Genomic DNA, 14,311 nt, shown 5'->3' with positions numbered 1-14,311 from the left:
TAAGTTAATAAAAAAATCCGTTCTGCAACCTTCCTGCTGCTAAAATATCCGTTTTTACTCGTTATAGCCCTCGGAAGTTACATTTTTTGAATCTTTATGAAAGTATGTATATCGTCGATTTCGATGATCTGCACATCTTCATCGGCTTTGTCTGCCAGCGTAACGTTCTCAGCCAGAACCTGACTGGCGATATACTCCTTGAAATTCTCCACGGCATCGTTAATGTCTTTATGCTTGCCGATTTGAAGATCTATTTTGTCCGTCACGTTGAAATCTTTTTCCTTTCTCAGATTCTGAATCCGGTTGATCAACTCTCTGGCGATACCTTCCTCGCGCAATTCTTTCGTGATGTTGATATCCAGAGCCACCGTCAAGCGTCCCTCGTTAGCAACCAGCCAGCCCGGGATATCTTCCGACATGATTTCCACGTCGTTTAGTGTCAATTCCAGACTCTCCGAGCCTACTTGCAAAGAGTAAGTACCCTGTTTTTCAAAATTATAGATATCATTCTGGTCCATTTCTGCCACGAGAGCGGAAATCTGCTTCATGTACTTGCCGTATTTCGGGCCTAAAGTCTTGAAGTTCGGTTTGATCTTCTTGATCAATATCCCGGCGGTATCGGTTATGTACTCGATCTCTTTCACGTTCACTTCCGACAGGATGATATTTTTCACGGCATCCAATTGTGCGGTCATCCCCTCGTCCAAAATCGGGATCAACAACTTGCAAAGCGGTTGGCGGACGCGGATTTGAACTTTCCTTCTCAACCCGAGTACCATGGAGGATATCTGTTGAGCCATATCCATCCGTTCTTCCAGTTGCTTGTCTATCATCGTGTCGTTAGCGACGGGGAAATTCGTGAGGTGAACGCTTGTCGTGTAACGTCCGGTGACACTGTTCAAATCCTTGAACAGGCGATCCATGTAGAACGGCGCGATAGGTGACGATAGGATAGCCACGGTTTCCAAGCAGGTGTACAGTGTCTGGTAAGCCGACAACTTGTCCGTGGTTTGTTCCCCTCCCCAGTAACGTTTCCGGGAAAGACGCACGTACCAGTTCGACAGGTTCTCGATCACGAAATTCTGTATAGCACGTCCGGCTCTGGTCGGTTCGTAACTCTCGTAAGCCTCGGTAACTTCCTTGATCAAGCTATTGAGCAAAGAAAGTATCCAGCGGTCGATCTCCGGTCTTTCGTTGAACGGAACTTCCGGCTCGGCATACGTGAAGTTGTCGATATTGGCGTACAAGGCAAAGAAACTGTACGTGTTGTACAACGTACCGAAAAATTTGCGTTTCACTTCCTCCACCCCGGCGATGTCGAATTTCAAGTTATCCCACGGTTGCGCGTTAGTAATCATGTACCAGCGCAAGGGATCGGAACCCTGTTTCTCGATCGTGTCGAAGGGGTCGATGGCGTTGCCCAACCGTTTCGACATCTTGTTTCCTTTGGCATCCAGTACCAGCCCGTTGGAGATGATATTCTTGAACGCCACGGAATCGAACACCATGGTGGCGATAGCGTGAAGCGTGAAGAACCATCCGCGGGTTTGATCCACTCCCTCGGCGATAAAGTCGGCAGGGAATTTGATATGATTGTCTATCAACTCTTTGTTCTCGAACGGGTAGTGCACCTGCGCGTAGGGCATGGCTCCCGAGTCGAACCAAACGTCGATCAGGTCTTTCTCGCGGTACATCGGTTGTCCCGTGGGCGATACCAGTATAATGTCATCCACGTACGGGCGATGCAAATCTATTTTATCGTAATTCTCTTTCGAGTAATCTCCTGCTTTGAAATCCTTGAACGGGTTTTCCTTCATCACGCCCGCTTGTACGGCTTTCTCCATCTCTTCCATTAATTCCTGTACCGAACCGATGCATATTTTCTCGGTTCCGTCCTCGCTTACCCATATCGGGAGTGGGGTACCCCAGTAACGGGAACGGGAAAGATTCCAGTCCACGAGGTTTTCCAGCCACTTGCCGAAACGCCCTTCACCTGTGCTCGTGGGTTTCCAGTTGATCGTTTTGTTCAGTTCGATCATCCGGTCGCGTACCGCCGTGGTCTTGATAAACCAAGAATCCAGCGGGTAGTAAAGCACCGGTTTATCCGTGCGCCAGCAATGCGGGTAGTTATGTTCGTGTTTTTCTACCTTGAACGCTTTGTTCTCCCGTTTCAACAGGATACTCAGGTCTATATCCAGCGTGGGATCGTTGTCCGTTAATTCCGGGTCGTACGCGTTTTTCACGAAGCGTCCGGCGAACTCCCCGTACAAGTCGATATTCACGTTGTTTTTCAAGAAATCGGGGTCGATTTCACTCGGCAGGAACAAACGTCCCCGCTTATCAACCATCGGTTGTCTATTGCCATCTTTGTCTATCAACAACATGGGAGCTATGCCTGCCATCTTGGCAACCCGGTCGTCGTCCGCACCGAAAGTCGGGGCGATATGCACGATGCCGGTACCGTCCTCCGTGCTCACGTAATCACCCAAGATTACGCGGAACGCGTCACCCATGGGTGTCATCCACGGTAACAATTGCTCGTAACGGATGCCCTCGAGTTCCGGTCCTTGATATTCGGCAACAATCTCGTAAGGAATAAGTTTATCTCCCTCCTTGTAATCACCTAGGGCAATATCCTCCGCTTTCTTGTTAAAGTAAGCGCTGAAGCGGTCTTTCGCCAAAATAAGGGTTACAGGGCGGAATGTATACGGGTTGTAAGTTTTCACTTCCACGTACGTGATAGCGGGACCTACAGCCAATGCCGTGTTGGACGGTAACGTCCACGGGGTAGTTGTCCACGCGGTGAAGTACACTTCGTCGCTATGTGCGAACAGCTTTTCCGATTTCTCGTCCCGTACCACTTTGAATTGTGCTACGCACGTGGTGTCCTTCACGTCCCGGTAGCATCCCGGTTGGTTCAGTTCGTGCGTGCTCAACCCGGTTCCTGCCGCCGGGGAGTAGGGTTGTATGGTGTATCCCTTGTAAAGGAATCCTTTTTCGTACAGTTGTTTCAACAGGTACCACAAGGTTTCGATATACCGGTTGTCGTAGGTGATGTACGGGTCTTCCATGTTTACCCAGTATCCCATCTTGTCGGTTAAGTCTTCCCACTCACGGGTGAATTTCATCACGTCCGCACGACATTCTTTGTTGTAGTCTGCCACCGATATGGTTTTCCCGATATTCTCTTTCGTGATACCGAGTTTCTTTTCCACGCCCAATTCAACCGGAAGCCCGTGGGTATCCCATCCCGCTTTCCGTTCAACGAGAAATCCTTGTAAAGTTTTGTACCTGCAAATAATATCTTTAATCGTCCGTGCCATTACGTGGTGAATACCCGGCATACCGTTTGCCGAAGGGGGACCTTCAAAAAAGACAAACGAGGGATGCCCCTCTCTAATCTTCAAGCTCTCCTCGAACGTGTGTTGAGCTTTCCACTCTTTCAGGACGTCTTTGTTTACCTGAGAGAGATCCAATCCTTTGTACTCTTGGAATTTTTTGTCCATCGTGACTCCTAACTTTTTAGATATTATTATTGCACGTTTAAAAAATCAAGTTGCAAATATACCATTTTATTTAGAAAGTAGAAATACTGATAGGAATTGATGTCTTTTTTTACTCGATCGCGATATCGACACGTGCAATTTTCTTTTTTCGGGTGATTCACGAGAGGTTATTCTCTAATAGTCTGGAATACAGTAATGAATCCCGTATCAATAGTGTATCACTTCCGGTTCACTTCCGTGTAAAACGCTATTAGTTCCCTATTAAAACGCTATTAAAACCCTATACTATAATAGCGTTCTTATAGTGAATTAAAAGGACTACTAAAGTTTTATAAGTACTATTCATCCGGAAGTGATACGGAATTGATACTGTATTTATAACTGTATTGGAGAGGTTTTCCCTGTTAATTCAGTATCTATAGCCCTAGTGTGTCATTTTATCTTCCATGGAAGATAAAATGTCATAATTCATTGTTTTTATTTCCTATAAGGATAAAATGTGCGTGAAAAGTTTTTTATGGTATCAAAATGGCGTATTTTGTAGTTTCTGGCGTTAATCAAATGTTGGGATGAAACTATTTGTAATAGCTGTTGTTTTGAGTGCTTTGTTTGATTTAACAAACGTTATGAGGGTGTCAAAAATCATTTTCCTTTAAAAACTCCTCCGTCGGCTACGCCGCTACCTTCTCTATGAACAGAGGAAGTGCTGGTGAGTTTTTCTGGAAACAGAGGGAGAGTTGAGTTTAGACAAGGACTTTTGTCCCCCCTCATGACGTTTCAATCTATTGGCTAATCCAATGATTCTTTGATAATGCGCAGAGTTTCTTTCTTGTATTCCTTGCGGTTATACTTTTCTCCTCTGCACATCGAACAGTTACATGGAGTTCCTGAGGTTTTGTAAACTCTTGCCCATTTTTCTTTTGCCAACTCGAACCAATGCGGATGACTATCAATACTGCCATCCTCGTGAATAATGCAATGTCTATAAGCGGCATAAAGAATCATGCGAGCTTTGAACACGCGTGCCATTTGCCGGTGTCTCCATAATTTGTTTCTTTTGTCCATCGTCTCTTTGTATTAAAGTTAGGATGAACAATGATGTTGCTTTCTTGAGACTTAATGTATCCATAATCAGTATTCTGGTTTATTGAAGAATATTACAATTTCGCTTGCGGGAAGAATTGGAAAATAAGTGTCGGGAGCTGTTTTTTCGTGTTCTGCCCGATTTGAATCAAGGGTTTGAAATGGGTGGGGTATTTTTGTACCATCGGGTAGACGGTGACATACCCGTGGCGGAACCAACGGTCGATGATGACGTGCGAGAGGTTTTTCTCTTTGAACGTGTTGAGCAGGTCTTCCGGGGTGGCGTATTGCGGGAAACTGGTTGATTTCCGACCTCCCGAGAAGAGGTAGAATAATTCCGGTTTGCGACAAGCGATGCGGGCGTCTTCCGGTAAGTTCTTTTTGCACCAGTTGATGGCGTATATGTATTCTACGAAAGCGGCGTCGGCAATTTTTTCGTTCCAAACTTTATACGTGGCGAAATTTTGCTGTGGTTTTAGGGCTTTGGCGTAATGCGGGAACAGGAAAAGGGATACGATGACCATTCCCCCGGTGGGGATTAGACGTGTGAATTTTGTTTCCGGCATTTTCTTTACAAGCAAGCGCAATCCTTCCACGCAGCCGTTCAGGAACAGGAAGATGAATAACGGAATGATGCCGATGAAGTAACGGTGTCCGGCATATTGTTCCGGCCAGACCATGAGTACTGCCATGGTGATGCCGATGTACAGGAAGAGCAGGAGTTTCATGTGGGGTAAGGCTATTAATCCCAGAATCATGAGAATAACGATGCATGTGCCTTTGATGAGGTCTGTTCGGGTTACTTTTTGGTCAAACGCGGGTTCGTCGGAGATGACGGCGGTGGGTATCCATTTCCCGGTGTAGCTGACGAGATTGTTTTGCACGCGTTCCGTCCAGTCGGAGAATGTTTCCATGGTTTGTCCCTTGGGCTTTTTCTTGAAGTCTTTGAGGTAATCGCTTTGAGTTACCCCGATGCTTTTGTTCCTGAAATCCCACGCGGTTTTAGCCCCGGCGAAGGTGGCAATGATGATGCACAGGATGAGCAGGTTGCTCGTTAGGGCTCGTTTGTTGAGATGAATGATTCGCGTGTCGCTGTTCTCCCGCTTGCTTTTTAGCCATTCGAGGGCTTTTTGCCCGCAAAGGAGTAGCATGTAGAGTATGGCGGCGATAATGATGGATGTTCCCATGGTGCGGACGAAGTAGATGTAATTCAGCCCGATGATGATTCCCGCGAAATAGAGTATTTGCCGGCGGGGACGGTCTTTGCTGAAAAGGCGGTCCGTGTCGAGAAGGCTGAAGAGGTAGAGTACTCCCATTGTCAGGAAGGCGAATAACATTTCGCTCATCACGATGGTCGAGTAGCGCAACATGGCTTGCTGCATGCAGCATAGCAGGCAGGTCAGTAATGCCAGAAGCATATTGCCTGAAATTCTTTTCGTCAGGAAGAAAAGAAGCAGGATGGATAAGCCGAAAAGAACACCGTTCGCTATTTTCAGTGCCGTGTAGGATTTGAAAAACAGCAGGATAAGTGCCGTGAATAACGGGTAACCCGGGGGAAAGTGCGAGTGGGGGCTTTCCTCGAGGAACATGATGTTGGTGTATCCCTGCCCGGAGGCGAGGGCTTTGCCGAGGGCGTAGTAGTACACGTTGTCACCGTTTAAGTCCGGTTTGAAGTCAAATATTTGTATGTAGTTGAAGACGAATACACAGGTGATGATACCTAAACAGTAATATATTAACGTTCGGGGTTGTATGTTTTTGAATATATTCATGATTGTGGTGTTTATTCGAGTGAATGTTTGTTCGCGAATCGTATTTTTACCAGTACCCAGATGGCTATCAACCCGTCTTTCCAGTTGATTTTTTTGCCTTCCTCGATGCTGCGGGGATAGTAACGGATAGGGAGTTCCGGTATTTTGTATCCCCGGCGGCAGACGATTGCCGTGACCTCGGGGCAGAACTCGAAGCCCGTGGATTTTAAGGGGATGGAACGCAATAGTCCCGAGTCGAACATCTTGTAGCAGGTCGGCTCGTCCGTGAGGTGTTGCCCGTACAGCAGGTTCGTCACTATGGAGAGGAGCCGTCCGCCAAGGTAGAAGCTCTGGTAGGAGTGTTTGTTCGTTTTGTTCAGGAAACGGGAACCGTAAATGACTTTTCCGTCGTTCTCTATCATCCATTCCAGTAGCGGGTTGTAATCTTCGGGGTTGTATTCAAGGTCAGCGTCCTGAATGATTGTCCAATTGCCCGTGATTTTTTGGATTCCCGCTCGAATTGCAGCTCCTTTTCCTTGATTGTGCGGCTGTTTGTGATAAACGAGAGTGCAGTCCGGGTAAGTTTCTGTAAAACGCAGGATTTCTTCTTCCGTGTTATCTTTGGAACAATCGTTTACAACAATAATTTCTTTACGAATATCATGGACGAGGCGGGTATGATGTACTTTTTCCAGTAACCGGAATATGGTACTCGCTTCGTTGTACGCGGGGATGATGATGGACAAGGTCTGTTGTTTCATGAACGAGAGTGAATTGGTTCCGACATATGGTTTCTCAACACGAATTGGGCGGTTGTCCGGCTTCGTTGTTCCACGAGTGACGGGCGGTCGCCTATTATTTCCCGGATGGCTTCTTCCGTGTAGTGGCGTATGGTTATCAGTTTGACATCCTGGTTGTAACGTACCTCAAATTCTTCTTGCAATTGTTGCAGAAATTCATTGAAGATGGCCGTGTTGCAATCTATGCAGAACGAGAAGCTGATGGCGGAGTTTTGCATCAGGTTCAGCTTGAGTTTGTATCGCGCAAGTATGGCAAAGATGTGACTGAGTTTTTCTTCGGCGATGAAGGAAAAATCTCTTGGAGTGAGGGTTAGCAGGCATTGATTCCCCTTGTTGATGTATATGGGGGGGAGTTTCAGGTGCTCGTCTATTTCCTCGATGATTGTTCCGCTTGATTCCGGGTGCAAGAATGATTTTACATACAGGGGAATTTGTTTGTTCTGTATCGGTTTTATGGTTTTCGGGTGAATGACTTTTGCCCCGAAGTGGGATAGCTCGATGGCTTCTTTGTACGACATTTTGCTGATGACTTGTGCCTTGTCGTATTCTTTCGGGTCGGCATTCATTACTCCCGGTACGTCTTTCCAGATGGTGACATCCTCGGCGTTCAGCAGGTTGGCAAGTAATGCCGCCGTGTAATCGGAGCCCTCGCGTCCCAGCGTGGTGGTTTGGTTGGTACGGGTTCCGGCGATGAAGCCTTGGGTGACGTAGATGGTGGTATTTTTAAAATCGAAAGCCTCTTCGCAGAGCTGCCCGGAGAGTTCAAGGTCGATGTTGCCGTTCCGGTAGTTCTGGTCGGTTTTCAAGTATTTGCGTATGTCGATGAACAGGTTGTCGATTCCTTTCAGCCTTAAATAATGGGAAATAATCGTGGTCGAGATGAGTTCCCCGAAGCAGATGATACGGTCGTACTCGTAGTCGTAGCACAGGGAAGATTCGGTATTCAAGATGTTTCCGAGGGAGGTGAATAATTCGTCCAGATTTTTGTAGACCGGATCATTCAGGGGAAATAACGAGTTGACGATGCCGAGGTGAAAATTTTTCAATTCTTCCACGATCGCCACTGTTTTACTATCCCGGTGGAAATAAGCATTGCATAGTGTTTCCAGCAAATTGGTCGTTTTGCCCATCGCGGAAACGACCACGATGAGTTGCCCGTGTTGCCCGCGGACAATAGAGGATAGATTTTTAACTCCTTCGGCATCTTTCACGGATGCTCCCCCGAACTTGAATACCTTCATGTAATTTCGTGATTTTAAGATTGCGAAACAAAGGTATGTTTTTAAATGAAAAAATGCAATGGAAAGAAAAGTCCTGTAATGTTTAAGTGGATTATTTCTCGTTATACTGCATGGAATTTATGTATCTCATATTAGTTTTATTTCGAGTGTGTTGCATTAAATCCAAGGTAATAATCATTAATTTTTGCATTAAATCCAAGGTTATTGAAGGTTGGAGATGTTGTCGAGAGAAGTGTTTGAATGTTATAATAATATTAAATCACGGGGAGTTACGTGAAGTATCAGAGAATTAAATTGTATATTCGCGAACGTTTGCCGCTGGATAGTAGGCGGTGGGACACGAGTTCGTGGTGGAGGAATGAATTAAATTCGATTATATATAAACGTGAAATTTAAACAGATGAAGAGAGTTTTAATTGTTTTAGTTGCTTTACTTTCAACGTCAATCGTGCGGGCGGATGAAGGTATGTGGCTGTTGTCCCTGCTCGGGAAAAATATTGAGCAGATGCAGGCACAAGGGTGTAAATTGACGGCGGAAGATATTTATTCCGTGAACAAGGCGTCGTTGAAAGATGCTATCGTGGGTTTGGGTAACGCCGGACGCCCGTTTTGGCATTTCTGTTCGGGTGAGATTATTTCCGACAAGGGATTGGTCTTGACGAACCACCATTGTGGTTTTGGTGTGATTCAAAAGCACTCCACGGTGGAGCATGATTACTTGTCTAACGGTTTCTGGGCATATGATATGAAAGATGAGTTGCCGAATCCCGGGATCACGGCTTCTATCTTGCAACGCATGGAAGATGTTACTGACAAGGTGAATGCCGTTTTGAAAGACGATATGACAGAGGCACAACGTGCTGAGGTTATTGGTGCGGTTTCAAAACAGATTGCGGCGGAAGCCGTGAAAGGTACTAACCTGCAGGCGCAAGTTATCGATATGTTCGAGGGAAATCAATTCTTTTTGTTGGTGTACAAGATTTATCAGGATGTTCGTTTGGTGGGAGCTCCGCCACAGAGCATGGGTAAATTCGGTGGTGACACGGACAACTGGGTATGGCCCCGTCATACTGCCGATTTCTGTATGATGCGTGTCTATACCGGACCGGACGGAGAACCTGCTCCTTATTCTCAGAATAATATTCCCTTGAAACCGAAACATCATTTACCTGTTTCCGCTAAAGGCGTACAGGACGGTGATTTCGCCATGATCATGGGATTCCCCGGAACGACGGATCGTTTCCTGACTTCTTTCGGTCTGAAAGAAACGATGGATGTAACGAACGATATCCGTTATAAAGTGCGTACAGAGAAATTGCGCGTGATGAAAGAAGGAATGGATGCAGATCCGAAAACCCGTATCCAATACGCTTCTAAATATGCATCGTGCGCGAATTACTGGAAATATTCTCACGAGCAGAATATCGCTTTGAAGAACTTGAACACCATGGGTGAGAAGGAGAAGATCGAGCGTGAATTTACAACTTGGATGAATGCCGAGTCTGCTCGTAAAGCTAAATATGGTAATGCTTTGACTTTGATTAAGGAAGGTTATGAAGCTATGCATCCTTACAACGAGGCTATGTCTTATATGCAGGAAGCCGGTCTTCAGGGAGCGGAGAGTCCGTTGTTTGCCGTTCGCGTGACGAACACGCTGAAAGCGTATTTCGACGAGAAAACTCCGGAGATGATTAAAGGACGCATGATGGACGCGATTAAGGATAATGCGACTGAGTTTTTCAAGGATTATAACAAGGATGTTGAGAAGAATTTGATCGCTACAATGCTGAAGATGTACAGCGATAACGTGGCTGAAGAATGGCACCCGGAAGTGATCAAAATGATCAACAAGAAATACAAGGGTAATTACGATAAGTTTGCCAAGGAGGTATCAGAGAAATCAATATTTACCGATCAGGCTCGTTTTGACGCCTTTTTGGCAAAACCCGATATGAAGAAGTTGGAGAAGGACCCGGGATATGTTATGGGTAACTCTTTGTTTGAGACTTACCAGAAATTGGGAGGTTTGACACAAGAGATGCGGACGAATATCGCTAAAGGTGACCGTCTGTTCGTGAAAGGATTGATGGAGATGCAACCCGACAAAGTATGGGCGCCGAACGCTAATTCCACGATTCGTTTGACTTACGGTAACGTGAAGAGCTACAAACCGAAGGATGCCGTATTCTATGATTATTACACCACTTTAACGGGTGTGATGGAAAAAGAAGGTCCGAAAGGCGGAGAGTTCGAGGTTCCGCAGAAGTTGAAAGATTTGTATTATGCAAAGAATTTCGGTCGCTACGGTGCTGACAATATTTCTGTGAACTTTATCACGAATAACGATATCACGGGTGGTAACTCCGGTTCTCCGGTGATCAATGCTTACGGTGAGTTGATTGGTACCGCTTTCGACGGGAACTCTGAAGCTATGTCTGGTGATATCGATTTCGAGGAAAATTTGCAAAGATGTATCAATCTGGATACGCGATATATGTTGTTTATTGTAGACAAGATGGCTAATGCCCAGAACTTGATCAATGAAATGACGATTGTGTACTAATTGAGTTTGAAAGTTTATAAAGTTCATAAGGTTTATAAAGTAACGGGTGTCCTTCGGACTATGCTTATCGGCAACTCAAGTTGCCGTAGACAAAGCGCCCCGCAGGGGTCCAATACTTTATAAACCTTATGAACTTTATAAACTTTATAAACTATAATACTTCATGAACTTTTCTTTTTGAACCATTCTTGCAGGGATTCCATGATGTAGTAGAAGTTGGGCATAAAGAGTGTGCCGACGAGGGATGTCATTAACATACCGTAGAATACTGCGGTGCCGAGAGAGATTCGGCTGGCCGCACCTGCTCCGGTGGAAATGATCAAGGGGAATACACCGAGGATGAAGGCGAATGAGGTCATCAAAATCGGGCGTAAACGTACCCGTCCGGCCTCCAGAGCCGCTTCGCTGATCGGCTTTCCTGCGGCACGATAGTCCCGGGCGAATTCCACGATTAGGATGGCATTTTTTGCCGTGAGAGCAATCAGCAGGATGATACCAATCTGGGTGTAGACGCTGATCGGCAAATTCATTATAAGGCATCCGATGACAACGCCCAAAAGGGCAATAGGCAATCCCATGACAACGGCGAAAGGTGATGTCCAACTCTCGTATTGAGCGGCAAGAATAAGGAATGCCACGAGGATGGCGAGAATGAATATCGCGGTGGTGGTTGAACCGGCACTTTCTTCCTGATAGGACAGGCCTGTCCACTCGTACCCGAACGTGTTGCCTAATTCTTCTTTGACGACTTGCTCCATGGCGGTAAGGGCTTGACCGGAACTGTATCCCGCTGCTGCCGAGCCGGATATGGAAACTGCCGCATAGGTGTTGTACTTGGGTAGTAATTCTGTGCCTAGACGTTGTTCCACGGTGGTAAAGGCGGAGAATGGAACCATGTTGCCTTGTGTGTTTTTCACGTTGAGGAACAACACATCATCGATGACTTCACGGGTGGAAGGCAGGCCTTGGAGATTTACTTGAAAAGTACGTCCGTATTTCACGAAGTTGTTGACGTAGATAGAACCGATATATGCCGACAACGCGCTGAACACGTCGCCGATGGGGATTTGCATTAATTCCACTTTGTCCCGGTCTATGTTCAGGTAATATTGCGGAACACTGGCACTGAACGTGGAGCGGAGCATGGCAAGTCCGGGGTATCGGTTGCCGGCATCGACAAGATGATCCGTGGCTTGTTGCAGGGCTGCCGAACCGTAATTATTGATGTCTTCCAGCATGAGTTGGAAGCCGCTGCTTTCTCCTAACCCGGGTATGGGTGGCGGGGATACGGCATAACTCTGTGCCTCGGGGATTTCCACGTAAGCGAGTTCGTTGAAACGGGTAGTGATGGCATCGACTCCGAGGGCTTTTGCTTTACGTTTGTCCCAGTTTTCGAGCATCACGAAAATGGATGCCGCGTTGGAACTTTGAGCGTTGTCCATCATGGAGAAGCCATTGATAGTGATATAGGTTCGCACCCCGTCGATGTCTTTTAATATGGCTCCGGCTTTGGCAGATGCCTCTTCCGTGCGGGAGAGGGAAGCCCCGTCGGGGAGTTGCATGGAGACGAGGAAATATCCCTGATCTTCGTTCGGAACGAAAGTGGTCGGTCTGTACATGAAGCCCAAGAAGGCAAGTACGGACAAAACGATAAAGATAAACATCGCCAGAGCCGATTTGCGGATAAAGCCCCGTACTACCCACATGTACCCGTTACTGGTCTTTTCGAAGAATTTATTGAATCCCTTGAAAAGGAAGAAACGGGATGGTTTTGCCGGTTTCAAGAATAGCGCACAAAGGGCGGGGCTAAGAGTCAGGGCGTTGAATCCGCTGATCACGGTAGCGGCGGCAATCGTGAGGGCAAACTGTTTGTAGAGCGAACCGGTGATTCCCCCGATAAATGCCGTGGGAATGAACACGGCGAGCAAAACGAGTATAATGCCGACAATGGCGCCTGAAACCTCTTTCATGGCTTGGGTGACGGCTGCCCGCATATCGGTGTATTTCCCGGTTTCTATCAGTCGGTAGCTATTCTCGACGATGATAATGGCGTCGTCGACTACCAGTCCGATGGCGAGTACCAGTCCGAAAAGAGTCAGCGTGTTGATCGAGAAACCGAGTATGTTCATGAAGGCAAAGGTTCCGACAAGCGAGACGGGGATTGCTATCAACGGGATCAGCATCGCCCGCCAGTTTTGCAAGAACAGTAGTATAACGATGAGCACGAGCAGGAATGCGGTACCTAAAGTTTTGTATATCTCTTTGATGGAGGCGTGAATAAATTCCGTGGTGTCGAGTGTGATGTTGAGGTTTACTCCGTCGGGGAGGTAGGACGAGAGGGTGTTTACCCGTGCTTTGATTCGTTGGGAAACGTCGATGGCGTTGGCACCCGGAAGCTGATAAATGGCGATGGCGGCGACAGCACCACCTTTCAACGTGGCACTGGCACTGTATGACTGGCTGCCAAGTTCCACCGTGGCGACATCTTTTACCCGGAGGTATTTCCCGCCGGGGAGAGCTTTGATTATGATATTGCCGAATTCTTCTTCATTGACAAGTAATCCTTGCGTTTCGAGGGTATATTGGAAAGCTACCGGGCTTGCCAAAGGGGGGGCGCCTACTGAGCCGGGAGCTACCTGTATGTTCTGGCTTTCGATAGCGGAAATGATTTCTTCCGGACTGACATCCCGGATAGCGAGTAAATTCGGGTCCAGCCATACGCGCATACTGTAATTGCCGGCACCGAAGGAACCGACACTTCCCACCCCTTTGATTCGGCTTAATTCGTTGACGAGGTTTAACTCCGCGTAGTTGGAGAGGTATAGGGCATCATAGCTCGGGTTGTCCGAGGTCAGGGTGAGGAACATGACCACGTTGGTAGATTCTTTCGTGGTCGTGATACCCAGTTTGGTGACTTCCTGCGGGAGTGCGCTTTGGGCTATGTTTACCCGGTTTTGCACGAGGACGGTTGCCATGTCGAGGTCGGTACCGACTTCAAACGTGACCGTGAGTTTGTATATTCCCGCGCTGGACGAGGTGGACGACATGTATAACATCCCTTCCACCCCGTTCACTTGTTGTTCGATCGGGGTTGCCACCATCTGCGCTATGGTCGTGGCGTTGGCTCCCGGGTATTGTGCCTCCACGACTACCGTCGGCGGCGTGATCGTGGGGTATTGTTCCACGGGTAATGAGCTCAAGGAGATCACTCCTGCCACCACGATAAGGATGGAAAGGACTGTGGCGAATATAGGGCGGTTGATGAAAAACTTGGACATCATAAAGATTGAATTTTAGATTTATGATTTTGGATTTATGATTTACGATTTAAGGAGTCGGCAACGTTGGGTTTCGTGTGGCTGGAATC

The 14,311-nt window shown here is 47.0% G+C and carries 7 protein-coding genes; 1 reads left to right on the top strand and 6 read right to left on the bottom strand.

The annotated features are described in order from the left end of the window. Window positions 1–77: 77 nt before the first annotated feature. The 5 genes from ileS to L0M98_RS15830 all read right to left on the bottom strand — a co-directional run bounded on the left by ileS (window position 78) and on the right by L0M98_RS15830 (window position 8,381). The gene (gene ileS / locus L0M98_RS15850) at window positions 78–3,506 is read right to left on the bottom strand and encodes an isoleucine--tRNA ligase (protein ID WP_227216865.1); all 3,429 of its coding nucleotides are present in this window, start codon (window positions 3,504–3,506) and stop codon (window positions 78–80) included. A gap of 789 nt (window positions 3,507–4,295) precedes the next feature. Beyond that, window positions 4,296–4,571, bottom strand: a complete 276-nt coding sequence (locus L0M98_RS15845; RefSeq protein ID WP_227216866.1) for a hypothetical protein — start codon at window positions 4,569–4,571, stop codon at window positions 4,296–4,298. Window positions 4,572–4,663: 92 nt separating this feature from the next. Beyond that, window positions 4,664–6,361 (bottom strand): hypothetical protein, encoded by a 1,698-nt coding sequence (locus L0M98_RS15840; RefSeq protein WP_227216867.1) that lies wholly within the window; start codon window positions 6,359–6,361, stop codon window positions 4,664–4,666. An 11-nt stretch (window positions 6,362–6,372) separates the two neighbouring features. Then, window positions 6,373–7,101 (bottom strand): glycosyltransferase family 2 protein, encoded by a 729-nt coding sequence (locus tag L0M98_RS15835; RefSeq protein WP_186974738.1) that lies wholly within the window; start codon window positions 7,099–7,101, stop codon window positions 6,373–6,375. After that, window positions 7,098–8,381 (bottom strand): aspartate kinase, encoded by a 1,284-nt coding sequence (locus tag L0M98_RS15830; protein ID WP_227216868.1) that lies wholly within the window; start codon window positions 8,379–8,381, stop codon window positions 7,098–7,100. The genes L0M98_RS15835 and L0M98_RS15830 overlap by 4 nt, the downstream gene beginning before the upstream one ends. 400 nt (window positions 8,382–8,781) lie before the next feature. Between L0M98_RS15830 and L0M98_RS15825 the strand changes: the two genes are divergently transcribed. Then, a complete protein-coding gene (locus tag L0M98_RS15825; protein ID WP_099291145.1) occupies window positions 8,782–10,944 on the top strand; it encodes a S46 family peptidase in 2,163 nt (720 codons plus the stop codon). A gap of 161 nt (window positions 10,945–11,105) precedes the next feature. Here the strand turns inward: L0M98_RS15825 and L0M98_RS15820 are convergent, their stop codons facing one another. Next, a complete protein-coding gene (locus L0M98_RS15820) occupies window positions 11,106–14,225 on the bottom strand; it encodes an efflux RND transporter permease subunit (protein ID WP_227216869.1) in 3,120 nt (1,039 codons plus the stop codon). Between the last annotated feature and the right edge of the window lie 86 nt (window positions 14,226–14,311).

The organism is Butyricimonas sp. DFI.6.44, assembly GCF_022132345.1.
Classification (GTDB): domain Bacteria; phylum Bacteroidota; class Bacteroidia; order Bacteroidales; family Marinifilaceae; genus Butyricimonas; species Butyricimonas muris.
The sequence above is the reverse complement of the archived record's forward strand: the minus strand, read 5'-3'. Positions and strand labels throughout refer to the sequence as shown.

Coding starts and splice junctions, on each gene's coding strand:
- ileS (WP_227216865.1), bottom strand. CDS start 3,506: ATGGACAAAAAATTCCAAGAGTACAAAGGATTGGATCTCTCTCAGGTA.
- L0M98_RS15845 (WP_227216866.1), bottom strand. CDS start 4,571: ATGGACAAAAGAAACAAATTATGGAGACACCGGCAAATGGCACGCGTG.
- L0M98_RS15840 (WP_227216867.1), bottom strand. CDS start 6,361: ATGAATATATTCAAAAACATACAACCCCGAACGTTAATATATTACTGT.
- L0M98_RS15835 (WP_186974738.1), bottom strand. CDS start 7,101: ATGAAACAACAGACCTTGTCCATCATCATCCCCGCGTACAACGAAGCG.
- L0M98_RS15830 (WP_227216868.1), bottom strand. CDS start 8,381: ATGAAGGTATTCAAGTTCGGGGGAGCATCCGTGAAAGATGCCGAAGGA.
- L0M98_RS15825 (WP_099291145.1), top strand. CDS start 8,782: ATGAAGAGAGTTTTAATTGTTTTAGTTGCTTTACTTTCAACGTCAATC.
- L0M98_RS15820 (WP_227216869.1), bottom strand. CDS start 14,225: ATGATGTCCAAGTTTTTCATCAACCGCCCTATATTCGCCACAGTCCTT.